The organism is Stenotrophomonas sp. MYb57 (assembly GCF_002966815.1).
Taxonomy (GTDB): Bacteria; Pseudomonadota; Gammaproteobacteria; order Xanthomonadales; family Xanthomonadaceae; genus Stenotrophomonas; species Stenotrophomonas indicatrix.
Window position 1 is genome coordinate 2,640,228 of record NZ_CP023271.1, and the last position, 24,687, is coordinate 2,664,914.

25 protein-coding genes are annotated in these 24,687 nt (G+C 67.7%); 5 read left to right on the forward strand and 20 right to left on the reverse strand.

The window, feature by feature from the left end:
• Window positions 1–30: 30 nt before the first annotated feature.
• The 14 genes from CLM74_RS12105 to CLM74_RS12170 form a co-directional block, all read right to left on the reverse strand.
• A complete protein-coding gene (locus tag CLM74_RS12105) occupies window positions 31–1,224 on the reverse strand; it encodes a substrate-binding domain-containing protein (protein ID WP_025874374.1) in 1,194 nt (397 codons plus the stop codon).
• 255 nt (window positions 1,225–1,479) lie between these two features.
• Window positions 1,480–2,679: a type II secretion system inner membrane protein GspF gene (gspF, locus tag CLM74_RS12110; protein ID WP_105164181.1), complete on the reverse strand. Its 1,200-nt coding sequence runs from the start codon at window positions 2,677–2,679 to the stop codon at window positions 1,480–1,482.
• A gap of 7 nt (window positions 2,680–2,686) precedes the next feature.
• Window positions 2,687–4,129, reverse strand: coding sequence for a type II secretion system ATPase GspE (gspE, locus tag CLM74_RS12115; protein WP_105164182.1), 1,443 nt, complete (start codon window positions 4,127–4,129; stop codon window positions 2,687–2,689).
• Window positions 4,126–6,501, reverse strand: a complete 2,376-nt coding sequence (gene gspD, locus CLM74_RS12120) for a type II secretion system secretin GspD (protein WP_105164183.1) — start codon at window positions 6,499–6,501, stop codon at window positions 4,126–4,128. Before gspD ends, gspE begins: the two co-directional genes overlap by 4 nt.
• Window positions 6,498–7,022, reverse strand: coding sequence for a type II secretion system protein GspM (gspM, locus tag CLM74_RS12125; protein ID WP_234003340.1), 525 nt, complete (start codon window positions 7,020–7,022; stop codon window positions 6,498–6,500). Before gspM ends, gspD begins: the two co-directional genes overlap by 4 nt.
• Window positions 7,019–8,185 carry a type II secretion system protein GspL gene (gspL, locus tag CLM74_RS12130; protein WP_105164184.1) on the reverse strand — a complete coding sequence of 389 codons (1,167 nt, stop codon included), beginning with the start codon at window positions 8,183–8,185 and terminating at the stop codon, window positions 7,019–7,021. The genes gspM and gspL overlap by 4 nt, the downstream gene beginning before the upstream one ends.
• The gene (gene gspK / locus CLM74_RS12135) at window positions 8,182–9,042 is read right to left on the reverse strand and encodes a type II secretion system minor pseudopilin GspK (RefSeq protein WP_105165011.1); all 861 of its coding nucleotides are present in this window, start codon (window positions 9,040–9,042) and stop codon (window positions 8,182–8,184) included. Before gspK ends, gspL begins: the two co-directional genes overlap by 4 nt.
• Before the next feature lie 54 nt (window positions 9,043–9,096).
• A complete protein-coding gene (gene gspG, locus CLM74_RS12140) occupies window positions 9,097–9,534 on the reverse strand; it encodes a type II secretion system major pseudopilin GspG (protein ID WP_033831258.1) in 438 nt (145 codons plus the stop codon).
• A 57-nt stretch (window positions 9,535–9,591) separates the two neighbouring features.
• A complete protein-coding gene (locus tag CLM74_RS12145) occupies window positions 9,592–10,176 on the reverse strand; it encodes a hypothetical protein (protein ID WP_105164185.1) in 585 nt (194 codons plus the stop codon).
• A gap of 119 nt (window positions 10,177–10,295) precedes the next feature.
• Complete coding sequence (locus CLM74_RS12150; RefSeq protein ID WP_059064332.1) at window positions 10,296–10,847, reverse strand: hypothetical protein; 552 nt, start codon at window positions 10,845–10,847, stop codon at window positions 10,296–10,298.
• A 53-nt stretch (window positions 10,848–10,900) separates the two neighbouring features.
• On the reverse strand, window positions 10,901–11,881 hold the full coding sequence (locus CLM74_RS12155) for a DUF4880 domain-containing protein (protein ID WP_105164186.1): 981 nt from the start codon (window positions 11,879–11,881) through the stop codon (window positions 10,901–10,903).
• Between the two features lie 69 nt (window positions 11,882–11,950).
• The gene (locus tag CLM74_RS12160) at window positions 11,951–12,481 is read right to left on the reverse strand and encodes a sigma-70 family RNA polymerase sigma factor (protein ID WP_105165012.1); all 531 of its coding nucleotides are present in this window, start codon (window positions 12,479–12,481) and stop codon (window positions 11,951–11,953) included.
• 16 nt (window positions 12,482–12,497) lie between these two features.
• Window positions 12,498–13,178 (reverse strand): STN domain-containing protein, encoded by a 681-nt coding sequence (locus tag CLM74_RS12165; protein ID WP_032974850.1) that lies wholly within the window; start codon window positions 13,176–13,178, stop codon window positions 12,498–12,500.
• A gap of 148 nt (window positions 13,179–13,326) precedes the next feature.
• Window positions 13,327–13,791 (reverse strand): Lrp/AsnC family transcriptional regulator, encoded by a 465-nt coding sequence (locus tag CLM74_RS12170; protein WP_025874361.1) that lies wholly within the window; start codon window positions 13,789–13,791, stop codon window positions 13,327–13,329.
• A gap of 124 nt (window positions 13,792–13,915) precedes the next feature.
• Here CLM74_RS12170 and CLM74_RS12175 point away from each other — a divergent pair, with 124 nt between their 5' ends.
• The 5 genes from CLM74_RS12175 to CLM74_RS12195 all read left to right on the forward strand — a co-directional run bounded on the left by CLM74_RS12175 (window position 13,916) and on the right by CLM74_RS12195 (window position 18,007).
• Window positions 13,916–14,650, forward strand: a complete 735-nt coding sequence (locus tag CLM74_RS12175; protein WP_033831262.1) for an AzlC family ABC transporter permease — start codon at window positions 13,916–13,918, stop codon at window positions 14,648–14,650.
• Window positions 14,647–14,961: an AzlD family protein gene (locus CLM74_RS12180; protein WP_033831264.1), complete on the forward strand. Its 315-nt coding sequence runs from the start codon at window positions 14,647–14,649 to the stop codon at window positions 14,959–14,961. The genes CLM74_RS12175 and CLM74_RS12180 overlap by 4 nt, the downstream gene beginning before the upstream one ends.
• 81 nt (window positions 14,962–15,042) lie before the next feature.
• On the forward strand, window positions 15,043–15,906 hold the full coding sequence (locus CLM74_RS12185) for a hypothetical protein (protein ID WP_158684145.1): 864 nt from the start codon (window positions 15,043–15,045) through the stop codon (window positions 15,904–15,906).
• Window positions 15,907–16,046: 140 nt separating this feature from the next.
• Complete coding sequence (locus tag CLM74_RS12190; RefSeq protein WP_005409905.1) at window positions 16,047–16,475, forward strand: PAS sensor domain-containing protein; 429 nt, start codon at window positions 16,047–16,049, stop codon at window positions 16,473–16,475.
• The gene (locus tag CLM74_RS12195; protein WP_105164188.1) at window positions 16,472–18,007 is read left to right on the forward strand and encodes a sulfite reductase flavoprotein subunit alpha; all 1,536 of its coding nucleotides are present in this window, start codon (window positions 16,472–16,474) and stop codon (window positions 18,005–18,007) included. The genes CLM74_RS12190 and CLM74_RS12195 overlap by 4 nt, the downstream gene beginning before the upstream one ends.
• A 1,135-nt stretch (window positions 18,008–19,142) precedes the next feature.
• Here the strand turns inward: CLM74_RS12195 and CLM74_RS12200 are convergent.
• From CLM74_RS12200 to CLM74_RS12225, 6 genes are all read right to left on the reverse strand, one after another.
• Window positions 19,143–19,811: an ATP-binding cassette domain-containing protein gene (locus tag CLM74_RS12200; protein WP_105164189.1), complete on the reverse strand. Its 669-nt coding sequence runs from the start codon at window positions 19,809–19,811 to the stop codon at window positions 19,143–19,145.
• Window positions 19,801–20,484 (reverse strand): molybdate ABC transporter permease subunit, encoded by a 684-nt coding sequence (modB, locus tag CLM74_RS12205; RefSeq protein ID WP_025874355.1) that lies wholly within the window; start codon window positions 20,482–20,484, stop codon window positions 19,801–19,803. The genes CLM74_RS12200 and modB overlap by 11 nt, the downstream gene beginning before the upstream one ends.
• 3 nt (window positions 20,485–20,487) lie before the next feature.
• On the reverse strand, window positions 20,488–21,231 hold the full coding sequence (gene modA / locus CLM74_RS12210) for a molybdate ABC transporter substrate-binding protein (protein WP_105164190.1): 744 nt from the start codon (window positions 21,229–21,231) through the stop codon (window positions 20,488–20,490).
• Between the two features lie 20 nt (window positions 21,232–21,251).
• Entirely contained in the window at window positions 21,252–22,028 is a 777-nt protein-coding gene (locus CLM74_RS12215; RefSeq protein WP_105164191.1) for a helix-turn-helix domain-containing protein, read from the reverse strand.
• Window positions 22,029–22,039: 11 nt separating this feature from the next.
• Window positions 22,040–23,254, reverse strand: coding sequence for a coproporphyrinogen III oxidase (locus CLM74_RS12220; RefSeq protein WP_105164192.1), 1,215 nt, complete (start codon window positions 23,252–23,254; stop codon window positions 22,040–22,042).
• 96 nt (window positions 23,255–23,350) lie between these two features.
• Window positions 23,351–24,682 (reverse strand): nitrate/nitrite transporter, encoded by a 1,332-nt coding sequence (locus CLM74_RS12225; protein WP_025874351.1) that lies wholly within the window; start codon window positions 24,680–24,682, stop codon window positions 23,351–23,353.
• Window positions 24,683–24,687 lie beyond the last annotated feature (5 nt).

A 24,687-nucleotide genomic window follows, 5' to 3' on the forward strand; every position in this document is an offset into this window, starting at 1 on the left:
TTCGATCAGCAGGTGTCGCCTTGCAGACAGTTACAGCGGACGGCCGATGCTGGCGCAGGTGCTCGGGTTGTTCACGGCGCCAGCATTGCTGGCAGTCGCGAAGCGGGCACGGACCGCATCACGCCAGGCCTTGGTCAGCGGGATGAACTTGTGCGCGCGGATGGCCGCATCGTTCGGGCCCTGCTCGACGCCGGCGACCACGACACTGCCGTAATGGCGGGTCAGGAAGCCACGGACGTTGGCGCCGACAGTGGCGTTCTTGTAGCACTGGCCGAACACGAAGTTGGTGTAGCCAGCGATCGGGTAGCCCGCGCTCGGGTTGCCGAACACCGGCACCCAGTTGGCGGGATTTTCAGCAGCGGCGCCGGTCGGCGGAGCGGCGGTTTCCAGGGTCGCCTGCACGCTCACTTCATCCGGCGAGAAGGACTTGACCTTGGCCACCTTGGTGGCATCGGTCAGGCTCGGGATGACGTCCGGGCCAACGTAGCCGATGCGGCCGTCAACGGCGTACACCGCGTTGTACAGCGAGGTGCCACCGGTGGCCGGCGCGGCGATGAAGTTCGACGGCACGGTGGTGAACAGGTTGGCGAAGGTCGACTGCACCGAGAACGCCGGCACGCCGTTGGTCAGCTTCAGGGTGGTGCCGGAGACGTCCGCCGGCTGGCAGGCGCTGGTCAGGAAGCGGGCCAGCAGCTCGCTGGTACCGCTGCTCTCGCCACGGTAGACAACCTGCAGGGCACCGGTACGGCCCGAACCAGCCAGCTGGCTCCAGTCATTGATCTTGCCGGAGAAGATGCCGCAGATCTGGGTAACCGACAGATCAACCGCCGAACCGGCCTTGTTGAACGGGATGGTGACCGAGGTGGCGACCGACGGGATCTGCACCAGCGCGCCGAAGCGGTTGGCATCGCCAGCCACGTTGTAGGTGCTGTTGTAGGTGCTCAGCTCGGTGCTGCTCAGCACCGAGTCGCTGCCGGCGAAATGCACGGTACCGGTGGTCGAGAACAGCGCCGAGTTGTTTTCCAGGAAGGCCTTCTTGCCGGTGCCCGAACCGGTCACGGCGTAGCTGAAGTTGGCCGGCAGGATGCTGTCGGCCTGGCCCTTGTAGAGGTCGGCCGGCAGCGAAGCGCCGCCGCCGGTGACAGCGGTCTGGGCCGACGCGGCACCAGCAGTGGCGAGCAGCGCGGTAGCAACCAGCGCGGCCAGGGTCTTGTACTTGGTCATGATCTTCTCCTGAAGGGTTTACTGCGAAGGTGAAACACCAAGGGAGGAACGGTCACTACACGCCTGCTGCCGCCGAGGGCCTCCCAGCCCACTCTGCGGCGACAGGGACATGCTGGTCGCCGCCGATGACAGGCCGCTTAAGAAACCTGTGGAAGATCGAGAAAAGGTGTGGAGGATTGTGTGGAGAATCGAACGCCTGCCGCGCTGCGCGCTCGCCGGGCATGGCCCGTCGCTACCCGTGATGCGCTTCGCGCATCACTGCACCAGCTGGTTCATTTCCATGATCGGCATCAGCACGGCCAGCACGATGGTCAGCACCACGCCCCCCATCACCAGGATCATCGTGGGCTCCAGCAATGCAGTGAGTGCCATCGCGCGGCGTTCGATCTCGCGCGAGATGGTCTGTGCAGCGCGGTCGAGCAACGATGCCAATGAACCGGTCTTCTCGCCACTGGCCACCAGATGCACCAGGATCGGCGGATACACTTTCTGCACCTTCAGCGCAGCGCCAAGCGAAGTACCTTCGCGCACGCGTGCGGCCACATCATCGGCACAGCGCGCCAGCAGCGCGTTGCCCAGTGTCTGTCGTGCGGCGTCCAGTGCACGCAGCAAGGGCACACCGGCATCAAGCAGGATCGCCAGTGTCGATGCGAAGCGTGCGCTGTTCACGCCCAGCACGAAGCGGCCCACCATCGGTACGCGCAGCAGCAGGCTGTCCCAGCGCAGGCGCAGCTCCGGCCGCCGCAGGGCCAGCCGCCAGCCGACCACCAGCGCGCCGATACCGATCCCCGTCCATGCACCCCACGCGCGCACGAACGCACTGGCCGCCAGCATCACCTGGGTCAGCATCGGCAACGTCTGCCGCGCCTGCACGAACGCAGTCACTACCTGGGGTACCACGTAGCTGAGCAGGAAGATCACGATCGCCACCGACACCAGGCTGATCGCCGCCGGGTAGATGAACGCCGTCAGCACCTTCGCCTGCAGCGCGTTGCGCTCTTCGATGTAGTCGGCCAGGCGCTCCATCACCCGCGCCAGATCGCCGGAATCCTCGCCGGCACCCACCAGGGCACGATAGATCGCGGGAAAGTCGCGCGGCCGCGCCGCCAGCGCCACGGTCAAACGTTGGCCGGCGCGCACATCGGCACGCACCGCAGTGAGTGCCTGCGCAACGTGCGGGCGTTCGGCCTGTTCGATCACGGCGCTCAATGCGCTTTCCAGCGGCAGGCTGGCGGCCAGCAGGCTGGCAAGTTGCCGCGTGGCCCAGGCCAGTTCGCTGGCCGATAGTCTGCGCGTGCCCCAGCCACTGCCGGAACTTCGTGCGGCTGATACCTGTACCGGTGTCAGCCCACGCCCGCGCAGTTGCTGGCGCACGCCGCGCGCGTTGTCGGCGTCCAGCTGCCCCTTCTCGATGCGCCCCTGTGCGTTGGCGGCCTGGTAGTCGAACAGTGCCATGCGCGCCTCAGTCGTCGCCGGTCACGCGCAGGATCTCCTCCAGCGTAGTCACCCCGCTGTCGACCCAGCGCTGCCCGTCCTGGCGCAGGGTGCGCATGCCGGCGCGCCGCGCGGCCTCGCGCAGCGCAGGTTCGCCCTGCCCTTCATGGATCAGTGCCCGCACGCGCTCATCCACCACGAACAGTTCGTGGATACCGGTGCGCCCGCGGTAGCCGCTGTTCGCACAGGCGGGGCAGCCTACGGCCCGCCACACGGTGCGGCCCTCGGCATCCACTTCGGCACGCCGGCACTGCAGGCACAGCCTGCGCACCAGCCGCTGCGCCAGCACGCCACGCAACGATGAGGCCAGCAGGAAAGGTTCCACGCCCATGTCCGCCAGTCGGGTCACCGCCGAAATCGCATCGTTGGTATGCAGCGATGCCAGCACGCCGTGACCGGTCAGCGACGACTGCACCGCGATCTGCGCCGTTTCCAGGTCACGGATCTCACCGATCATGATGGTGTCCGGATCCTGGCGCAGGATCGCACGCAACGCGGTACCGAAACTCATGCCGATGCGCGCGTTGACCTGGATCTGGCCGATACCGGCAAAGTCGTACTCCACCGGGTCTTCCACCGTGAGGATGTTGCTGGTGCTGCTGTCGAGCTGCCCCAGTGCCGCATACAGCGATGTGGTCTTGCCACTGCCGGTCGGCCCGGTCACCAGCACGATGCCATGCGGCTGGCGGATCAATCCGGTGAAGGTGGCCAGCGTATCGTCGGCCATGCCGAGGCGTTGCAGCTGCAACCGCCCGGCATCCTTTTCCAGCAGGCGCAGCACCGCCCGTTCGCCGTGCCCGGTGGGCACGGTGGAGACGCGGATATCCAGCGGCCGGCCCCCCACGCGGATCGCAATGCGCCCATCCTGCGGCAGGCGCTTCTCGGCGATATCCAGGTGGGCCATGATCTTGATGCGCGAGACCAGCGCCGCGTGCAACGCACGTCGTGGCTGCACCATGTCACGCAGGGTGCCATCGACGCGGTAGCGCACCACCGAATGGGTTTCGAAAGGTTCGATGTGCAGATCGCTTGCACCGTCACGCGCGGCCTGTGCCAGCAGGGCGTTGATCATGCGGATCACCGGCGCGTCGTCCTGTGCATCCAGCAGATCGGTCACCTCGGGCATGTCCTGCATCAGCCGGTCGAGATCGACTTCACTTTCGGCCGCGCCGACCAGTGCAGCGGCATCGCCACCGTCACGATACTGCTCGCCCAACCGCTGCTGCCAGGCCGCCGCATCCAGCACCTGGAACGGCAGCGGCCCGTGCCGGCGGCGCAGTTCGGCCACCGCCCAGGCGGCGGTCTCGGCAGTTCCCAGCAGGACCGGCGCGCCGCCTGCTTCGGCCAGCATCACGCCGTGGTTGCGCACCCAGGCATACGGCAGCGCTGGCGGCGGCGTGGCCATGCTCATGGGCCGATGACCAGTTCCGGGGTGTAGCCCAGCCCGCGCAGCTGCTGCAGCGCCGGGTCGAGCGTGGCCGGGTCGCGTGCTACCCGCACCCGCAGTCGCTGTCCGGTTTCGCCCGGCGTGGTTTCGGCATAGGCCTGCAGGCCAAGCGCGCGCACCTGTGCCACGGCCTGCGTGGCACGCGCTGCATCCAGCCCCTGCGCGAACTGCACCACCTGCACAGTGCCCTCGCTGGCCGGATACAACGCCGCAAGGCTGCCGTTCTGCGGCGGCTGGCCCTGGCCATCGCGTGCATTGCCCTGGCCCAGCACCGACAGGTCCTGCGGCGGCAGCTGCGGTGCCGACAGTGCCGGCAACGCCCAGCTCTGTACCGGCTGTGCAGCGGCCTGGGCGTTGCGCATGTAGTCGTAGCGGTCGCGGGTCAGGCGCTGTCCGGCGGCCGGGTCGCGCACCACGTGCGGGCGCAGGAACACCATCAGGTTGGTCTTGGCCCGCTTGCGCGTATCGCTGCGGAACAGTGCGCCCAGCACTGGAATCTTGCCCAGGCCCGGCACCGCATCACGGCCATGACTGACGCTGTCTTCCAGCAGCCCACCGAGCACCATGATCTGGCCATCGTCCAGCAGCACGCTGGTATCCAGGGCGCGTTTGTTGGTGATGATGCCGGCGCTGCCCGAGCTCTGCGCATCGATGCTGCTGACTTCCTGGTAGATGTCCAGCTTCACCGTGCCGCCCTCGGAAATCTGCGGGCGCACCCGCAGCTTCAGGCCCACGTCCTCGCGTTCGATGGTCTGGAACGGGTTGTTGCTGCCACCACCGCCATCGGTCACATAGCGGCCACTGACGAAGGGTACGGTCTGCCCGACCATGATGCTGGCCGCCTCGTTGTCCAGCGTCATCAGGTTCGGCGTGGAGAGGATGTTGGCGCCGCCTTTGCTCTGCAGTGCGTTGGCCAGCGCCTTCATGTTGAGGATCTGGCCCACGCCCGGCAGGTTGATCGTGCCGTCGATCACGCCGATGTTCAGCCCGTCCTTCGGCAGCACGTCGAGCGTGGTGCGCGCGGTGGTGTTCAGCCCACTACCACCGGTGGTGCCGCCGAAATGGGTGCCACCGAAGCTGCGGCCGTTGCCCAGCATCCATTGCACGCCCAGCTCGGCGGCGTCGGTCTGGTTGATCTCCACGATCAGGCTCTCCACCAGCACCTGCGCCCGACGCTGGTCCAGCTGGTCGATCACCCGCCGCAGGTTGCGGTACACCGGCTCCGGGGCAGAGATCAGCAAGGTGTTGGTGGCGATGTCGGCCTGCACCGAAATGCCGTTCTGGCTGAAGCCGGTGCTGCCGGCATCGGTCGGTTCGCGACGGCCGGGATCAAGCCGCGGCGATTCCAGCGCATTCCCTTTGTTCTTGCCCTGTGCAGGCTGCGCCGGCGGGCTGGCATTGCGGCTGGTCTCGCCCGGCAATGCAGTGATGCCGTCGCTGCTGCCCATTGCCGGCGCATCGCTCTGCCCTGCCACCACGCCCCGCAGCACCCCGGCCAGCTGGGTGGCCTGGGCGTTGCGCAGGTACACCACATGCAGGTTGCCGGACTCGTCCTGGGCCTTGTCCAGCTTCTCCACCAGCTGCCGCGCCAGGCGCGTGCGGCCCGGGCTGCTGGAACGCAGCAGCACGCTGTTGCTGCGCGGGTCGGCCATCACCACCACCTTCTGCGCCGGCTCCGCGCCCTGCGCATCCAGCAGCGGTGCGACCATCGCCGCCACGTCCACGGCAATGCCCTGCTGCAGCTTCACCACGTCGGTGTCCATGCCGGCCGGTGTATCCACGCTGGCGATGACCCGCGCGATGCGCTCCAGGTTGTCGGCGTAGTCGGTGATGACCAGCGTGTTGTTGCCGGGGTTGGCGGTGATCGGATTGTCCGCGGTGATCATCGGCCGCAGCACCGCCACCAGCGCCGCGGCACTCTCGTAGCGCAGGGAAAACGTGCGCGTGGCTATTTCGCCGCCCGCGCCACCGGCACCAACGCGGCCGCCCAGCAGCTTGGCATCGGCCTGCGGCACCACCCGGCTGACGCCCCCGCTTTCAACCACGGCAAAACCGCGCATGCGCAATGCACCCAGCAGCAGCTGGTAAGCCTGCACGCGGCTGACCGGCCCATCGGAGACCACGGTCATCTTGCCGCTCACCCGGGGGTCGACCAGGAACTGGCGGCCGGTGAAGCGTGCCGCCATGCGCAGCACCCCACCGATATCGGTGTCCACCAGGTTCAGCTGCACCGGTTCGCCATTGGCGTCCTGCGCCTGCACCGGCGCCGGAAGATGGGCTAGGCCCACCACCAGTGCCAATGCCGCGCTGCAGCCCAGGCTGCGCATCGCCTTCATGGATGGCCACCGCCATGGGCGACCATCACGATGTTTCCGGAAATCCGTGCCGCCGGCATGTTCGCGTCCCCTGTTCGTTGCAGTTGCAGTTGCTGCAGTTCGATGGCCGGGTCGGCCAGCAAGGGCAGCAGCCAGTTCCAGAGCGCATCGGCGGGCACACTGCGCACCTGCAGGTGCCAGCGCCCGTCGCGCGTTTCGATATGCAGGCTGCCCGCCAGGCCGGCAGCGGTGATCTGTTGGCGCAGGCCTGCAAGTGTCGGCCGCCGGCCTTGCGCCTGCTGCTGTTCACGGGCGCGCAGCAGCGGTGCAAGTGCAGCCGCCTGCGCCTGCAGCCGTGGAAGCTCAGCCTGCCAATGGCTGCGCTGCTTAAGCAGCGGCTGCAGCCAGCCCAGCCACAGTGCGGCCGCCGCTATCGCCACAGCCATCAACAGCAGCATCGCGCGCTCGCGCGCCGCCAGCCGCTGCCAACGCTGCGACAGTCCGCGCACGAAGCCCGCCGGCCGTAGTTCCGATGCGGTCACGGAGCAGTCCCGCGGCTGATCCGCAAGCGGCCACCGGCTTCGTGCGCAAGCTGCAGCCCTTGTGCCTGCATCGCCTGCTGCCAGCGCTCCAGCCGTTGCGCGTCCTCGGCCAACACCTGCGCGTCAGCGTCCAGTTCCAATTCCATCTGGCCCGGTTGATAGCGCAGGCTGCGGACCTGGCCAGCCAACTCGGGGATGGCCTGCAGCACGCCGGCAACCTGCTGCTGCACGGCAGGAAGTGCCCGTGGCGCTGCCGGCGCCGCCAGTGCCCGCCGTGCCTGCACCACCGGATCGACCACATCGTCGATCTCGGGGAAGTGCGTGCTGAACTGCCGCGCCATGTCATGCTGCAGGGCTTCACCCTCGCTGTGCCAGCGCGACACCTGCAGTTGCAGGCCCAGTGCAGCCAGCACCGCCGCCGCCAGCGCAAGACCGATGGCCACGCGTGGCGCACCCGCACCCGAGGCCGGCAACGGCAGTGACCAGCCAGGCAGCGGACCGCTGCACTGCACCGCCTGCGTCAGCACGCTGGCCGGCAGACGCTCGGCCCAAGCGGGCGGCACGGCATCGATCCACTGCACTGCCTGCACCCCGGCCTGCTGCAGGCGCACGGCCAGCACCTGCATCACCGAGGCCAGGTCACGCCCACCGCACCACTGCACGAAGCCACGATCACGGCCACAGCGGACCAGTACCTGCTCACCACACAGCTGCAGGGTGGCCTGCCCGACCGCCCACGGCAGCAGCAAGGGCGTTGGGTGCAGCGCCTGCAACTGCAGCCCGCACTCGTGCAACTGCTGCTGTACGCGCGCAATCGCCTGCAGGCCAAGCCACGCCACCGCCACCGTGCCATCGGCCGCCTGGGTGCCATGGCCCAGCGCCACCTCCTGCAGATCATCCAGCAGCATCGCTTCCACTTCACCCTGCAGGGCCGCCTGCAGGCGTCGCCCGGGCAGCGGCGGCAGCTGCAGCTCAAGCAGGATCAGGTCCTGCGGGTCAAGGCTCGCATGCACCCTCGCCTGCGGAAAGCGCTGGCCCAGCGTCGACAGAGGGTCGCTGCCCGTGGCCAGCACGCGGTCCTTGTGCAGCTGCGCCCACTCAACCGCGCTGTCCCCATCCAATCGTTCCAGCGCCGGCAGGCGCACTCTCAGCTGCAGGCTCATGCACCGATCCTTGTCCATACCCGTTGCACACGCACGCTGTCGTCGCGGAACTCGCGCCAGATCAACGCGCGGAAATCCACCGATGCGCCGTCTGCCTGTACCTGCCCAACCGCCAGGAACCACTCGCTGTGGATACCCAGCGGCATCAGCGCCATCTGTTCGTTGCTCAGCTGCAGCCGGTTGGCGATGTCACCGCGGTTGAGCAGCCAGTGGCCACGATCGCGCTCGCCCAGCAGCGCCTGCAGGCGCCCGGCATCCACCCCCGGTGCAACCGCCTGCAGTACGGCGATATCACCTGTATTGGCGTTGACCAGGGTCTGCGCTGGCAGCACCACCGTACGCCGCGCCAGTGCCTGTATCGCCACCGGATCGGCGCCTGCCAGCACCTGCTCGATCAGCGACTCACGCGGCAACGGTGCCCGCGCCTGCCGATCGCCATCGCGCAGGCGCGACTGGACCTGCGTTGCGGCGCTGGCACAGGCCGCGCGGGGCAGCCCCTGCCCCACACACAGCGAAGTGAACGCACGCAGTGCCTCTGCGGCAGGCTGGCCGTCAGCCAGCAGCGTGCGCAGGTTGAACCTCGACTGCGCGTCCACCAGCTGCAGGTGCACCGGCAGCGGCGCCTGCAGCTGCACCGGCAGCGCCCAGCGCCCGTTGCCAACGGTAGTCAACTGCTCGCGCGCGTCGTCACGCAACTGCTGCGCCGCGCGTTCCAGCGTGGCGTCCACCGCCATGCGTACCTGCATGCGCAGCTGGTCGCTGCGTACCGCACGCAGCTGTGCCGACTGGCGGGTCAGCAGCGCAGTGGCGATCACCGCCACCAGTGCCACCACCAGCATCGCCACGATCACCGCCATGCCCTGCTGGCGGGCAAACGCACCTGGAATGTTCCGGCGTGCCATTGTCCGGCCTCACAGCTGCCAGGAACCGATGTCCGCGTTGCCGGCCTCACCGCCGGGCTTGCTGTCGGCCCCCAGCGAGAACACGTCGATATCGCCGTGCGTGCCGGGGTTCTGGTACTGGTAGGGGTGCCCCCACGGGTCATCCGGCAGGCGGTCGAGGTACGGCGTGACCGGCATCGCGCCGCTGCCCTGCGGCGGTTTCAGCAGCGCCTGCAGCCCCTGCCCGGCACTGGGGTAACGCCCATTGTCCAGCCGGTACAGCTTCATGGCCTGCATCAGTGCGGCGATGTCCTGGCGTGCCGCCACCACGCGGGCCTGGTCGGGGCGATCCATCAGCCGGGGCACGATCAGTGCAGCCAGAATGCCGATGATGACCACCACCACCATGATCTCGATCAGGCTGAAGCCCTGCTGCCGAGCCCTGCGACCACCCATCTGCATTGCCATTGTTCCGCCCTCATCATCCTGGAAGAGACCGCCGCCCCATGGTCAGCGGCGCATGTGTCAGTACGATAAACATCCTGCGGAAATCGGCCGTTCCTGCAGCCGATCACCCACACGGCGCGCATTCCCCACGCAGGCAGCGTCCAGCAGCGACGACGGAACGCGCGCAAGCGTTTCCTCCACGCAGCGCTGCAGCAGTGGCGCGGCACACGCCTGCAGCAGGCGCATGCACTGCAGGGGCGACCAGGCCATGCCATGATCGAAGCCGATGAATTGCCGGTACACCTGGTGATAGCGAAGATCGTCGTGCAGGCGCTGCACGCTGCCAGGGGCGCACAGCGCGATCAGCAGCACCGCACGCTGCACCATGCGCACCTCCGCGCTCTCCTGCGCAAGCGTGGCCAAGGCCGCTTCAGGCCACGGCTGCAGGCATGCGTCCAGCGCCTGCCGCAGCAGCATCAACGGATGGCCGCTGACATCCAGCGCTGACCACCTTGCCGCATCGGCCCAGGCATCGCTGGACAGCATCCACACCCACGGCTGCCCATAGCGCTGCACATTCACTGGGGCGTGCCGCGCCTGCTCCAGCGACTGGCTCAGGTGGCGGTCCAGCTCCAGCATGCTGATCCTGCGACTGTCGTTCATCGGCGTCGCCTGCGCTCCGCGACGCGGGAGCGTCGTACTCTGCAGAAGACGTCAGCAAGGCAGCCGAAGCGACAGCACGAATGCGATGTTGAGCAGTGCGTGGCAGCATCGCGGGAATGTCACCGCAACGTCATCCGCCTGCAGGCTTGCAGGTCCAGGCGCGGCGCCTCTCCGCCACACCGCCGGGCCAGCACGGCAACGTCGCTGCGCTGCGCGAATGCCGCCAGCGCGTGCATCGCGTCCGCGTCATCCAGCAGCGCCGCCGTCGTCGCCTGCAGCAGTGGCAGCTGCCATCCCTCCATCTGCGCATCGCTGGCGGCCACGAACCAGTGCCACAACCGGTGGTAGCGCACGTGATCGTGAAGTGCCGCCAGACCCTCGATGCCGTGCATGGCCATCAGCAACAAGGCACGTGCCAATGCAGCAGCAGGCAGCATTCCCGATTCCGAAAGTGGCAGCGCCTGCCGCTGCAACCGCAGCAGCATCGCCAACGGATGGTCCTGTGGCTCGAACTCCAGCAGCACCGCCTGCTGCCGCCACTGCGGGTCGGACACCACGCATACCCACGGCGCGCCATAGCGGTGCACCATCAACGGCCGCCGCTGGGTGGTTTCCAGCAGCGCCGACAGATTGCGGCGCAGATCCAACACACCGATGGTCTCGTTGCGCATCCTTGGCCTCTCCATGCATGCAGCGGGCGTGCGCGTCGCGCGCAGCCAGGGTCTTACCCCAAGACGGCAATTCCACCGGGAAAGCGACGCAGGCCGAGTGACAGCGTCTGCCCGAGCTGCTCCAGTGCGGCATCCGGATCATCAATGCGGAAGCGACCGCTGACCGGCGCCCGCGCCAATGCGGATTCGCCCAGCAGCACCTTGCCGCGCCGGTAGCGGTTGATCTCGGCCACCACCTCACGCAGTGGCGCGCGGCGGAACACCAGCATGCCTTCTGTCCAGGCGCTGACTTCGGCCGCCACGGCTTCGGCCACCACGCCACTGAGGCGCTCGTCATACACCGTCTGCTGGCCGGCCTGCAGCTGCAGGCGACCTTGCGGATGCTCGATGCGCACGCTGCCGCGCAGGCAGGTCACGCGCACCTGGCCATCGGTATTGCGCACATCCAGGCGTGCTGCGCCCTCGTCGGCCACCAGGCAACCCGGCCCGGCGAACAGCGCCAGGCGCGCTCCCGCCGCGGCCTCGATCGCCGCCTGTCCCTGCACCAGTTCGAAGCCTTCCCCCTGGGCATCACTGCGCCGGCGCAGGCTGCTCTGCGTATCCAGTTCGATCTTCAGGTGCGGCGTCGGCGCAATCTGCAGCCGCTCGCCGGTACCGGTATGGAAATCGGCGGTCATCGCCGTCACCGAAGGCCACAGGCCCAGCGGTGGGTGCAGCGCGGCCACCACGGCCAGGCTCGCCGGCGCTGCCACAGCCGCACCCAGGAATGCACGCCGGCTCCAGCGTTGTGCCGGGGTTGCAGGCTGCGGCTGGCGCGCAGCGGCAGGCAGCTGCTCACCGGCCAGGCGTACCTGCTCCCATTGCCGCTTCGCGCGCGCAAAGGCGTGCCGATGGCCGGGATCGGCCTCGCACCATTGGCGGAATTTCCTGGCATCGGCCGCAGTGGCTTCGCCCGAGGTCAACCGTACCACCCACGCGTGGGCCTGGTGCTCCACGGCGTCGAGCGGGCGGTGCGGTTGGTCGTCAGCGTCCATGAGGGCTCTTGCCGTCCCCGCACGCTGCGGGGTTCTGCTCGGCGTCAAAGTGTAGACGGATGCCGTGCCTCAGAACCGCACCTGCCGTCCCTGCCCGCTGCGTTCGGCCAGGTAATCCTGTGCGGCTTTCAGCTCACGCTGCACCAGCCGCAACGACACGCCCAGGTGCTCGGCCACATCGCGCTGCTGCAGGCCGTCCACGCGGATCGCCAGCAGTATCCGGCGGCGGCGCTCGGGCATCCGCTGCAGCAGGCCGGCCATGTCTTCCAGCGCCATCTCCTGCTCGGCCGCCTGTGCCGGCCCCGGGCCGGGATCGGCCATGTCCATCAACGTATCCACTTCTTCCAGGCTCAGCAGGCGATGGTCGGCGCGCTGGCGGTCGATCACGGTGTTCATCGCCATGCGCAGCAGGTACGCCGCTGGGTTCTGTACCGGGTCCAGGCGATCGCGACGCGTGCTCAGGCGCATCCAGGTGTCCTGCAGCGCGTCGCCGGCCAGCTCTTCCGAGCCCAGCTTGCGCACCAGGCGGCGCTTCAGTTCGTCGTACGCGCCCAGCAGATGGTCCATCAGGTCTACCGCCCCAGCCGTGCTGTTGCTCATGTTCGATTCCTTGACGTCATGGTTGGGGCGGGCGCCGGCCACAGTCGTGGCCCGCGCTGGAAGGACGGATCTGCAGGGTCACCGGCTGCGGCAGCGCGGCAGCATCGGCGTCCAGCCGCAGCGCCTGCATCGCCTGCAGAAGACGCGCATCGCGGCGGGTGCTGCCGCTGCCGGCAAGCAGTTCGGGTTCCTGCACCTGGCCGTCGTTGGCAATGCGGAAGCGCAGCGTCGCCGCATAGGCGCCCGGTGCAAGGTCAGGGTCGCCACAGAACGCAGTGCGCAGCCGCTGCTGCAGGTCACCGAAGCGGCGACGCTGCCCGAGGTCGTTGGCCACACCGGTCGCAGAGGCCTCGGCAGCGGCGCGTGCGGCGCGGCGCAGGACCACGCGCTGCGCGCCGATCAGCTCGGCCTCGACACCGGTATCCTGCAGCACCACCTGCAGCGCCTGCAGTGGCGGCAGGCTGGCCTGCAGCGGATGGCTGCTGCGGCCCGTGCCGAGGTCGCCGGGATACATCACCGACCAGCCGCTGACGACGCTGAAGCGCTCGACCGCCTGTTCCAGCGGCTGCGCGGGAATGTCATAGGCGCGGATGTCGTCCTGTGCGGCGGCAGCGAAGGCGAACAGCAACCCGGCGGCGGCCGCCACCCTCCAACGTCTGATCGCATGCTGTCCATTCAGCCCCCTGACGTAGAACACATGACCCTCGGCAGCGACATCAGCTGCAGCGGCAAAGCGCGGTGCGACCAGGCGGGTCGACCTGCGCACGGCCGGCAAGCGGGTCAAACCGTAGCGGCGTCACGTGTCATTGCGATGACGGCGGCGCGCAGGGGACGCGCCGGGCCGTTCAGACCGGCAGTTCAGTGGTCTGCTTGATCCGCTGCATGGGGATTTCGGTCTTGGTGTTCTGCACCCCGGCGATCCGGTTGAGGTGCTGTATCTGGAACTGCCGGTACGCATCAAGGTCGGCCACCGCCACCCGCAGCAGGAAGTCGCAGTCGCCCGCCATCAGATGGCATTCAAGCACTTCCGGGAAGGACTTGATGCTGTTGATGAAGTGGTTGGTGGTGTCTTCGTCCTGGCCGCGCAGCCATACGCGGACGAACACCGTGAACCCACGCCCGATCCTCGCCGCGTTGAGCAGGGCCACGTAGCGATCGATGTAGCCGCCCTCTTCCAGCAGGCGGACCCGGCGCAGGCAGGCGGACGGCGACAGCCCCACCTGTCGCGAAAGCTCCAGGTTCTGCAGGCGACCATCGCGCTGCAGGGCGTCGAGGATGCGGCGATCCAGGTTGTCGAGCTGGTACTGCATGAAATTTCACCCATCAGGCTGATGACCGCATGATATTCCACATTCCGTCGACTCAATGGCATCAACGCAACCCGATTTCGTGATCGGACCGTTAGCATGGGCCACCCCCACCCGTTGTTGATCCATGGACGCCCGAACCACCCTGCCCCTGCCTGATCCCGCGTGCGACACCGCACCGCGCGCCGAATTCCTGCGCGGCCTGCGCGCCGCCGTGCCGGTGATGATCGGCTTCATTCCTTTCGCCCTGGTGCTCGGTGCCCAGGCCGCCCAGAAGGGCCTGTCGGCGCTGGAAGTGCCGCTGATGACCGGCCTCAACTTTGCCGGTGGCTCTGAATTCGCCGCGGTCGAACTGTGGACTTCGCCGCCACACATCGCGCTGATCGTAGCGATCACCGCGCTGGTCAACAGCCGCCACCTGTTGATGGGTGCCAGCCTGGCGCCGTTGCTGCAGCACCTGCCGCGCCGTCGCGTGCTGCCGGCGCTGTTCTTCATGTGCGATGAAAGCTGGGCACTGGGCGTGGCCGATGCGCGCCGGCGCGCACTGGGCTTCAGCCTGTCCTACTACCTCGGCGTGTCGGCCGGCCTGTACACCGTGTGGGTGCTGTGCACCGCGCTGGGCGCGATCGTCGGCCCACTGCTCGGTGACATCCACGCCTACGGCTTCGACATGGCCTTCCCCGCCGTGTTCCTGGTGTTGCTGCGCGGCATGTGGCAAGGCATGCGCGCCGCCCGGCCATGGCTGGTCAGCCTGGTGGTGGCAGCGGGCACCTACCTGCTGGTGCCCGGCGCCTGGTACGTCGCCAGCGGCGCGCTGGCCGGTCTGGCCGCTGCGTGGCTGCTGGCCGAGGACGCCGCATGATCTTCAACGGACTGATCCACTGGACCTCGGTGCTGACCATCATCCTGATGGCCGCCGCCACCTATCTCACCCGCATCATCGGTTTCCTCGCGCTGCGCAACCGCACCCTGAGCAAGCGCGCGGTGACGGTGATGGAAGCCGCCCCGGGCTGCGTGCTGATCTCGGTGATCGCCCCGGATTTCGTGGCCGACAAGCCGGCCGATCTGGCCGCACTGGCGATCACGTTGCTTGCGGCCACGCGGCTGTCGATGCTGCCAACGGTGCTGATCGGCGTGGTATCGGCGGGTGTACTGCGGTATGTGATGGGGTGAGCGCCAGAGGACAACCGGCGCCGACCGTCGGCTTCCCTATGCAACACGTCTGATTGTGCGTGCGCCGGAGCGTCTGCAAGGATGCATCCACCGCTTTGGAAGGGTGATCTCCTGCAGATGGAATCCTGGTTGCGGCACGCCACGGGCGCAGCAGCGCTGCTGCTCTGCGCCAATGCGTGCAATACCCTCGATATTCCCCCGCGCGATAGTGTCGGCGCGGACGGAGCGTTTGCCACGCGCCTGCGCGGAGCGCCCTCGCAGCTGAGCGTTGGCACCGCATCGGTACTGCGCGGCCAGGAGAGTTCCGAGCAGACGACGCACTCGCACACTTGCCAACGGGAAACAATCGACGTGATGGTGCGCTGGGTCGAACCCAGCCTATCCACTGACCAGGCAGTGATTCTATGCACTGCCGCCGCGCACGCCGCGAGGCAACCGCTCCATGCCGCAGGCCTGAACGATACACCGGTCCGCTACCAGGTCACGATCGTCAGCGACGGCGGCGGCATCTGGCAACAACCTGCCAGGCCAGTCCGACCAGAACTGGTGGTGGCGTTCTGGTTTCCCGCCGGCGACGACGCTGCTGCACTGCGTGCGCGCGTAATCTCCACCACCGCACACGAGTTCCACCATATCGCCACGGCGATGACAGGCCAGCGTCGATGGGGCGCGCACCGGGAACCGGAGGCCTACCTCGCCGGAGCATGTGCGCTGCTGGCGATTGAAGGTCAGCTTCGGCGCGAGCAGCTACCCGGCCGCCATGATCCCCGCGCTGACAGCCTGCTGCCGGCGGCTGCACGGCGCTCTGGAAATGCCGGCAACGCGATGGGCCAGTCGTTGCAGGCATTCTTCCGCGGGGATCGTATCCAACGCGATGGCGAAGAAGGGCGCGCACTGCTACGGCACTGCCACCACACCATCGGGTTCCCCGCCATCGCCCACTAGCGCCGCCCCTCCCTGCGACAGCCGGTCGCAGCCCCCTCCGGGCACACGCTTGACCTATATCAATCCGCCCCACGCCACGGGCGCGTATCTCTATGCAGGAACCCAATACGCCGGCGTCACCGGCATCCAAAGGACCTGCGATGAGCTACACCCCTGACAACGCCCAGCTGCTCAACGCCATGCAGAACGTGATGGTGATTTCCACCACCGACCTGCAGGGCAACATCACCTATGCCAACGACCTGTTCTGCACGCTCACCGGGTTCGCGCGCGAGGAACTGATCGGCCAGCCGCACAGCATCGTCCGCCATCCGGACGTACCCAAGGCCGTCTACAAGGACATGTGGGACACCATCAAGGCCGGCAAGACCTGGACCGGCATCGTCCCCAACCTTGGCAAGGGCGGCGTGCTCTACGTGGTCGACACCACCGTGCAGCCACTGTTCGACGCCGATGGCAACATCACCTCGTACATCAGCATCCGCCGCGTGGTGAACGACCTGATGCAGAACTATGACCTTGTCGAGTTCAGCAAGGAAAAGTTCGACGACTTCTACGAGGCTGCGTGAACGCCATCCCCACACGCAGGCCCATCAGCCGGCTGCTGGTGGGTTTCGCCTCCGAGTCGGGCAACGCCCGCGCCCTGGCCCAACGCCTGGGTGCGGACCCGGAACTGCAGCCGCATGGACCGCAGGTCCTGCCGTTCAATGACATCGATGTGGCCGGCCTCGGCCACGGCGATGTGCTGCTGGCCATCTCCAGCTCGTTCGGCGACGGCGAGCCGCCTGCCAATGGCGAGCGCTTCTTCGAGTCGCTGCGACAGGCGCCCGCCCTGCCCGGACTGCGCTACGCGGTGTTCGGCCTGGGGGATACCGGCTACCCCAGCTTCTGCGGTTTCACCAAGGCGCTGGATGCAGCGTTGAGTGATCGTCAGGCGCAGCCATTACTGCACCGTGTCGACGCCGACCTCGGCTACGAACAGTTCTTCCAGCAGTGGCGGCCGGTGCTGGGCCAGGTACTGGACGGTGATGCGACCGCCGGCCAGGATCTGCGCCTGCAAGTGACGGCCTACGGCGAAGACAACGCGTTCGCCGCCGGCATTGTCGAACGGCGCCGACTGAATCACAGCACCCCCGCTGCCTGGCACCTGCAGCTGGACATCGCGGGCAGCGGCATGGCCTACCGGGCCGGCGACACCCTGCATCTGGTTGCAGAAAACGATCCTGCGCTGCTGCAGGCCCTGACCAGCTGGTATGGCGATTCCAGCGCCGTCGACGCGCTGCGCGACCGCGAACTGCGCCTGCTCAGCAAGGGCGTACTGCGCGAACTGGCCAGGCTGGGGGGTAGCGACGTACTGAAAAGCCTGCTGAAGATCAGCCAGAAACGCGAACTGGACGCCTACCTGCATGGCCTGGACCTGCTGGACGTGCTGCAGGACCACGCCACCCCGCAGTCGGTTCCGCTGGCGCGATTGCGCGAGCTGCTATCACCCTGCCTGCCGCGCGCCTACTCGATTGCCTCGCATCCGCGCGATGACCAGCTGAGCCTGTGTGTACGCGAAGTGCGCTACACCCTGCGTGGCCGCGAACGCTTCGGCACCGCCACCGGCAGCCTGCTGCACGGCGGCGACACGGCGCGCGTGTACTGCCGCTCCAATCCGGGCTTCCACCTGCCCGAAGGCGGCAACGCACCTCTGCTGCTGGTGGGCACCGGTACCGGCATCGCGCCGCTGATGGGCCTGATGCAGGAACTGCAGGCCACCGGCGATGCACGGGAGGTCCATCTGGTGTTCGGCGAGAAGCACCGCGAGCATGACTTCCTGTACCGCGAGCAGCTGCAGGACTGGCAGGCGCGTGGCGTACTGGCCAGCCTGCACACAGCGTTCTCGCGCGATGCGGCGCAGAAGGTCTATGTGCAGCATGTGTTGCAGCAGCAGGCCACGCAGATGCGGGATGTGCTGGCCCGTGGCGGCCACATCTACCTGTGTGGCAACAAGAGCCATCTGGAAGGTGCGATGCGCGAAGCCATCGACGCGATCGGCGGCGAAGGCCATTGGGATGCCCTGCGCGGTGAGGGCCGCACCCACTGCGAGCTGTATTGAACTGTCCTTCGGGTAGAGCCGGCCGCTGGCCGGCTGCTGTTGGCGCTACGACGCTGCCGGCCAGCGGCCGGCACTACCCGCGTGGATACACAGCGTGCCAGTGTCCGCCGGGCATGGCTCGGCACAGACGCCGCGCGTCATCCGCCGACGATGCGCCCGTCCACCACGCGCGCCACCTGCTGGCCGAACACTGCCACATCCTGATTTGAACCGTCCCTCGGGTAGAGCCGGCCGCTGGCCGGCTGCTGTTGGCGCTACGACGCTGCCAGCCAGCGGCCGGCACTACCCGCGTGGATACACGGCGCGCCAGAATATGGCCCGGCACAAACGCCGCGTGTCATCCGCCGACGATGCGCCCGTCCACCACCCGCGCCACCTGCTGGCCGAACACCGTCACATCCTGATTGAACTGTCCTTCGGGTAGAGCCGGCCGCTGGCCGGCTGCTCTTCGCACTACGACGCTGCCGGCCAGCGGCCGGCACTACCTGCGTGGATACACGGCGCGCCAGGATATGGCCCGGTACGACCGCCGCGCGTCATCCGCCGACGATGCGCCCGTCCACCACGCGCGCCACCTGCTGGCCGAACACTGCCACATCCTGATTTGAACCGTCCCTCGGGTAGAGCCGGCCGCTGGCCGGCTGCTGTTGGCGCTACGACGCTGCCAGCCAGCGGCCGGCACTACCCGCGTGGATACACGGCGCGCCAGAATATGGCCCGGCACAAACGCCGCGTGTCATCCGCCGACGATGCGCCCGTCCACCACCCGCGCCACCTGCTGGCCGAACACCGTCACATCCTGATTGAACTGTCCTTCGGGTAGAGCCGGCCGCTGGCCGGCTGCTCTTCGCACTACGACGCTGCCGGCCAGCGGCCGGCACTACCTGCGTGGATACACGGCGCGCCAGGATATGGCCCGGTACGACCGCCGCGCGTCATCCACCGACGATGCGCCCGTCCACCACACGCGCCACCTGCTGGCCGAACACCGCCACATCCTGATTTGAACCGTCCTTCGGGTAGAGCCGGCCGCTGGCCGGCTGCTGTTGGCGCTACGACGCTGCCGGCCAGCGGCCGGCACTACCCGCGTCGATACACGGCGCGCCAGGATATGGCCCTGCACAAACGCCCCGCGTCATCCATCGACGACGCGCCCGTCCACCACACGCGCCACCTGCTGGCCGAACACCGCCACATCCTGCGGGTCGTGGCTGATCAGCAGCAGCGGAATACCGGTTTCATCCAGCACGGTTTCCAGCTCCTGGCGCAGGTGCTGGCGCAGATCGTGGTCGAGCGCTGCGAACGGTTCGTCCAGCAGCAACGCCTGTGGCCGCGTCACCAGTGCACGCGCCAACGCCGTGCGCTGGCGCTGTCCGCCCGATACCTGCGACGGCAGCAGATCCGCCACGTGCTCGATCCGGAATGCCTGCAGCCACTGCTCCACTGCCTCGATACGGGTGCCGCGCGGTGGATTCAACCAGCCCCGCTGCAGCCCGAACGCCACGTTCTGGCGCACGCTCAGGTGCGGAAACAGCGCGTAGTCCTGGAACACGTAACCGAGTCGACGACGCTGCGGCGGCAGATCAACCCCCGCTCCCGCATCGAACAGTGCCTGCCCGTGCAGGCGCACATGCCCTTGCTCCGGGCGCAGCAGGCCGGCCACCGCTTTCAGCGTCAGGCTCTTGCCGGCGCCCGAGGGCCCGAACAGCACCACCTGCCGCTGCGTGCACTGCAGTGCAACGTCCAGCTCGAACGTCTGGCCGGACGCCTGCAATCGCCGCTGCACCTGCAGGTCAAGCCACATCGCGCAGCTCCCGGCGGCGCCCACCCACCAGCCGCGCGGCCAGCAGCAGGATCACGATGCACACCACCGACGTCAGGATCACCAGCGCATTGGCCTTGCCATCCTGCCCCGCCTGCACCGCTTCATAGATGGCGATCGACAAGGTCTGCGTGCGGCCCGGAATGCTGCCGGCCACCATCAGCGTGGCGCCGAACTCGCCCATCGCCCGTGCGAACGCCAGCAGCAGGCCCGCCAGAATCCCGCGCCATGCCAGCGGCAGGGTGATGCGGAAGAACACCGCCGCTTCGGACACGCCCAGCGTGCGCGCGGCCTGCTCCAACTGGCCGTCCACTTCCTCGAATGCAGCGCGTGCCGGTTTGAACACCAGCGGAAACGACGCCACCGCAGCAGCGATCACCGCCGCCTGCCAGGTAAACACCAGGTTGATGCCGAACCACGACTGCAACCAGGCGCCGATCGGGCCATTGCGCCCGATCAGCACCAGCAGGTAATAGCCTAGCACCGTCGGCGGCAGCACCATCGGCAGGGTCAGTATCGAATCCAGCAGTTCCCGACCGGGAAAGCGCCGTCGCGCCAGCAGCGCGCCAAGCGCCACGCCGGCAACAAGATTGATCGCCGTGGCCCAGCCGGCCACCTTCAACGACAATCCCAGTGCGCTCCAGTCCAGGTCCATCCGTCAGGGCTTGCCGAACCCGTGCTTGTGCAGGATCGCTTGGCCCTGCGCCGAGCGCACGAACGCCGCGAAGCGCCTGGCTTCCACCGGCTGCGTGCTGGCCTGCACCACCGCCAGCGGATAGGCGATGCGTCCGGCAACCGGAACCTGGAACGCGCGCCGCACCCGATCAGGCATTGCCTGCGCGTCGGTGGCGTAGACAAACCCCGCATCCACCTCGCCCCGCGCCACGTAATCCAGCGACTGCCGCACGTTCTGCGTACTGATCACCTTGGCCTGCACGGCCGGCCACAGCTTGGCGGCCCGCAGCGCGCCCTGCGCGTAGCGGCCCACCGGCACGCTGTCCGGGTTGCCCACTGCGATGCGCTGCACGCCGGCACCCGCCAGATCGGCCAGTGCGCGCGGCGGCGCCTTCGCCTGCGGCGGCACGACCACCCACAACGCGTTCACCGCGAAGACCTCACGCGTACCGGCCGCCAGCAGCTTCTGCTGCGCAGCCTGGTCCATCGTTGCTTCATCGGCCGAAGCGAACACATCCACCGGTGCGCCGCGCGCGATCTGCTGCAGCAGTACGCCGGAAGCGGCAAAGTTGAAGTCGACCCTGCTGCCCGGGTTCGCCTTCTCATAGGCTGCGCCCAGCTCGCGGAAGCTTTCGGTAAGGCTGGATGCCGCCGACACGGTGAGGTTGCCAGCCCACGCAGGCAACGTGGCCAGCAGACCCAGAAACACCATTGCCCATCGCTTCATCGTCGGCTCCCTGGCCAGGTTCAATCGGGCTCGTTTTCATCGGCCACGGCCAGTGCCGCCAGCCGGTCGGGTTGCAGCAGCAGGATTTCGCGCTGCTTCACCGCAATCACACCATCATCGCTCAACCGCCGCAGCACGCGACTGGCCGTCTCCGGCGCCATCCGCAGATAATTGGCGATCTCGGTGCGGGCCATGGTCAGGTTGAAGCGGGTCGCGGAAAAACCACGCCGCGCGTAACGCGCCGACATATCCAGCAGGAACGCTGCCATCCGCTCCTCGGTGCGGTGATTGGCCGCCAGCGTGGCGACCTTGCCGATCTCCGCGCTGAGCAGGCTGAACAGCTTGGCCTGCAGCCCTGGCATGCGGGTGGCCAGCAGGCTCAGCTTGGGGAACGAAATGCGGCACAGGTGCACCGTATCCAGTGCCACCGCATTGCAGGGGAAGCGCGAACCGTGAATCGCATTGAGCCCGATCACCTCGCCCGGCAGAGCAAAGCCCAGCACCTGCTCGTTGCCCTGGCTGTCGTCGACGAAGGTCTTGACCATGCCTGCGCGCACAGCGGCGATGGAATCGAAGGCCTCACCCGCACGGAAGATGTAATCACCCGCATGGAACGGCCCCACGTGGTCGACCAGGACATGCAGTTCGCCCAGCGCCGTCTTGTCATAGCCCTGCGACATGCATGCATCGGAGAAGGCACAGGTGCTGCAGAAATGCAGCGAGTCGCCATCATCGGCGGCGGCAGGATTCGGCGTGGTCCGGCCGGGCCGGGCCTGTGAGGGCGGAGTTGAAGACATCGGGACAGCACTCAAGCGATGGCGGCCGCCGGCCGGAAACATGCGGCCATCATACGCCACAGCAACCGCCCTTCCTCGGCCAGGCGAAGCACGCGGCCGTCCCAGCGCGCCCAGCCCCGCGCGAGCAGCGGTGCGAGTGCAGGCAGGGTCTCGGCAAAGCATTCATCGAACGGAACATCATTGCGCCATTCGAAGGCAGCAGCATCCAGCGCATGATCGCAGGCGATGCTCTGCGCGACCTCCGCAGCCAGCCGCTCCTCCTCCGACAGGATCAGGCCAGCGGCCACGCCCACATGCCCTGCCCGCAGGCGAGCCTGCCAGCGCTCCAGGTCATCCTCCGTCCGGCAGAACACCTCGCCAATCTGGCTGCACGCCGCCAGGCCGATGCCGATGAAATCGCTGCGATCGCGGCGGGGCACGCCTGCCAGATCGCAATGACGCTGGCCGTCACCCGGGCCGTTCGGGTCCGGCAGGTCCCCGCGTTGGTAATGGTCGCCGCCGATACCCACATAGCCTGCCTCGCGCAGCAATCGCCATGCCTGCAGCCAGCGTTCCGATGAGGGATGCTCTGGCAGCGCACACGGCGCCGGCAACAGCACGCGTTCGGGCGCATCTGCCAGCACGGTCTGCAGGCGCCCGATGAATCCGGCGTCCTCCGCAGCGGGCACACGCAGCTGGTAGTAGCGGGCAGTGAAGCCGGCGTCGCGCGCCTGCGCCAGCACTGCCGGGCCAGGCGCATCGGCGCGGTCGATCACGTTCAGTCGCGTGCAACCCACTGCACGCAGTTGTGCAGGCGACAAGCCGCAGCCGGCATCCAGCCGTGCCTCCACCTGCGGCCGGGCCACGGTGCGCAGGTACTGCGGCACCGCATCCAGCAGCTGCCCCAGCAGAACTGGCGGCAGTGCCTCGGCCACACCCAGCTGCAGCACCATCGCCACCACCTCGCGGTCCTCGGCCAAGGCATCTGCCTGCAGGCGCAACGCGGCCAGCAATGTGTCGAGATAGCGTTCGGCCGGCACATCGCGCCCCATGCGCCCGGTCTGGAAGCCCAGCGTCAGGCCACGTGGAATCAGGTGCTCGTTGCTGGCCTGCACGGCAGTACGCCAGCCGCTTTCACCGAAGCCGGCACTGAAATGGCCGGCCGGTGGAAACAGCACATGGCGCGGCTGCCGCAGCAATGCGGCCTGCAGCGCTGTGTCCTCGCTCGCATCAACGTGGAAGCTCATGGCTGTCATCCTCGCGCGTTCCTCTTCGCGTAGTCCTGATTGAAATCAAGCGTGACGTATTGCGCTGAGGTGCCGGCCAGCGGCCGGCACTGCCATTCACGTGCCGCGTGCCCGTTCCGCGGCAGCCGCATCGATGGCCTCCGGCAGATCGGTCTCCCGATCGATCTGCGGGAAGTGTCGACGCTCCATCCGGCGGATCGCGAAGTGCATCCACGCCAGGGCAGCGGACACCACCACGAACAGCAACATGAAGCAGCTGCTCCAGATGCCTAGGACATCGTTCAGCGCACCGAACACGATCGGCAGGATGAAGCCACCCAGGCCGCCAATCATGCCCACCACACCACCCACCGCACCCACGTGCCTGGGGTAATACACTGGGATGTGCTTGTAGACCGCAGCCTTGCCCAGCGACATGAAGAAGCCCAGTACGAACACCAGCACGGTGAACATCACCACGCCGATGGCCAGGTGGAAGTGGATCGGGCCATGGATGCCCTTCACCACGTACTCGGTATCGGGGTAGGCCAGCAGGAATGTGCAGATGGCCGACACACTGAATGTCCAGTACATCACGCGGCGCGCCCCCATCCTGTCGGACATCCAACCGCCCACCACGCGGAACAGGCTGGCCGGAATCGAATAGCAGGCTGCCAGCATGCCGGCGGTGCCGACGTCCATGCCGTACGCCCCCACCAGGTAATGCGGCAGCCACAACGCCAGTGCCACAAAACCACCAAACACGAAGAAGTAGTACAACGAGAACCGCCACACCTGCAGGTTCCTCAGCGGAGCCATCTGCTCGGAGAACGGCACCGGCTTCACCCCGTCACGGCGGCGCTGTTCCAGCGACGGGTCTTCCTTGCTGAACAGGAAGAACAGCACGGCGGTGACCGCCAGCGCGACCGCCCACACCTTGGCCACCATGGTCCAGCCCGCGGCCACCATCACCAAAGGCGCCAGCAGCTTGGTCACCGCCGAGCCGATGTTGCCGGCGCCGAAGATGCCCAGGGCGGTGCCCTGCCTGCTGGCCGGGAAGAACCTGGACACATAGGCCACGCCCACCGAAAAGTTGCCACCGGCAATACCCACGCACAGCGCGGCGAACAGGAACTGGGGGTAGGTGTGGGCATAGGTCAGCATCCAGGTAGCCACTGCGCCGCACAGCATCACCAGCACCATCACCTTGCGGCCGCCGAACTGGTCGGACCATATGCCGAGGAACACGCGGCTGACCGAGCCGGTCAGCACCGGGGTGGCGATCAGCAGGCCGAACTGGGTGTCGGTCAATCCCAGCTGCTCGCTGATCTGGATACCGATGATGGAAAAGATCATCCACACCGCAAAGCACACGGTGAAGGCGAATGTGCTCAGCCACAGCGCACGCTGCTGCTGCCCGGCACTGGCGGGGGCAAGGGCCTGGTTCATGCAAT

Coding starts and splice junctions, on each gene's coding strand:
- CLM74_RS12215 (WP_105164191.1), bottom strand. CDS start 22,028: ATGTCTTCAACTCCGCCCTCACAGGCCCGGCCCGGCCGGACCACGCCG.
- gspG (WP_033831258.1), bottom strand. CDS start 9,534: ATGGCAATGCAGATGGGTGGTCGCAGGGCTCGGCAGCAGGGCTTCAGC.
- CLM74_RS12220 (WP_105164192.1), bottom strand. CDS start 23,254: ATGAGCTTCCACGTTGATGCGAGCGAGGACACAGCGCTGCAGGCCGCA.
- CLM74_RS12185 (WP_158684145.1), top strand. CDS start 15,043: ATGCATCCACCGCTTTGGAAGGGTGATCTCCTGCAGATGGAATCCTGG.
- CLM74_RS12105 (WP_025874374.1), bottom strand. CDS start 1,224: ATGACCAAGTACAAGACCCTGGCCGCGCTGGTTGCTACCGCGCTGCTC.
- gspF (WP_105164181.1), bottom strand. CDS start 2,679: ATGGCACTGTTCGACTACCAGGCCGCCAACGCACAGGGGCGCATCGAG.
- CLM74_RS12180 (WP_033831264.1), top strand. CDS start 14,647: ATGATCTTCAACGGACTGATCCACTGGACCTCGGTGCTGACCATCATC.
- modA (WP_105164190.1), bottom strand. CDS start 21,231: ATGAAGCGATGGGCAATGGTGTTTCTGGGTCTGCTGGCCACGTTGCCT.
- CLM74_RS12225 (WP_025874351.1), bottom strand. CDS start 24,682: ATGAACCAGGCCCTTGCCCCCGCCAGTGCCGGGCAGCAGCAGCGTGCG.
- CLM74_RS12155 (WP_105164186.1), bottom strand. CDS start 11,881: ATGGACGCTGACGACCAACCGCACCGCCCGCTCGACGCCGTGGAGCAC.
- CLM74_RS12200 (WP_105164189.1), bottom strand. CDS start 19,811: ATGTGGCTTGACCTGCAGGTGCAGCGGCGATTGCAGGCGTCCGGCCAG.
- gspD (WP_105164183.1), bottom strand. CDS start 6,501: ATGAAGGCGATGCGCAGCCTGGGCTGCAGCGCGGCATTGGCACTGGTG.
- gspK (WP_105165011.1), bottom strand. CDS start 9,042: ATGGCGGTGATCGTGGCGATGCTGGTGGTGGCACTGGTGGCGGTGATC.
- gspL (WP_105164184.1), bottom strand. CDS start 8,185: ATGAGCCTGCAGCTGAGAGTGCGCCTGCCGGCGCTGGAACGATTGGAT.
- CLM74_RS12170 (WP_025874361.1), bottom strand. CDS start 13,791: ATGCAGTACCAGCTCGACAACCTGGATCGCCGCATCCTCGACGCCCTG.
- CLM74_RS12190 (WP_005409905.1), top strand. CDS start 16,047: ATGAGCTACACCCCTGACAACGCCCAGCTGCTCAACGCCATGCAGAAC.
- CLM74_RS12150 (WP_059064332.1), bottom strand. CDS start 10,847: ATGCGCAACGAGACCATCGGTGTGTTGGATCTGCGCCGCAATCTGTCG.
- gspE (WP_105164182.1), bottom strand. CDS start 4,129: ATGAGCATGGCCACGCCGCCGCCAGCGCTGCCGTATGCCTGGGTGCGC.
- modB (WP_025874355.1), bottom strand. CDS start 20,484: ATGGACCTGGACTGGAGCGCACTGGGATTGTCGTTGAAGGTGGCCGGC.
- CLM74_RS12160 (WP_105165012.1), bottom strand. CDS start 12,481: ATGAGCAACAGCACGGCTGGGGCGGTAGACCTGATGGACCATCTGCTG.
- CLM74_RS12145 (WP_105164185.1), bottom strand. CDS start 10,176: ATGAACGACAGTCGCAGGATCAGCATGCTGGAGCTGGACCGCCACCTG.
- CLM74_RS12175 (WP_033831262.1), top strand. CDS start 13,916: ATGGACGCCCGAACCACCCTGCCCCTGCCTGATCCCGCGTGCGACACC.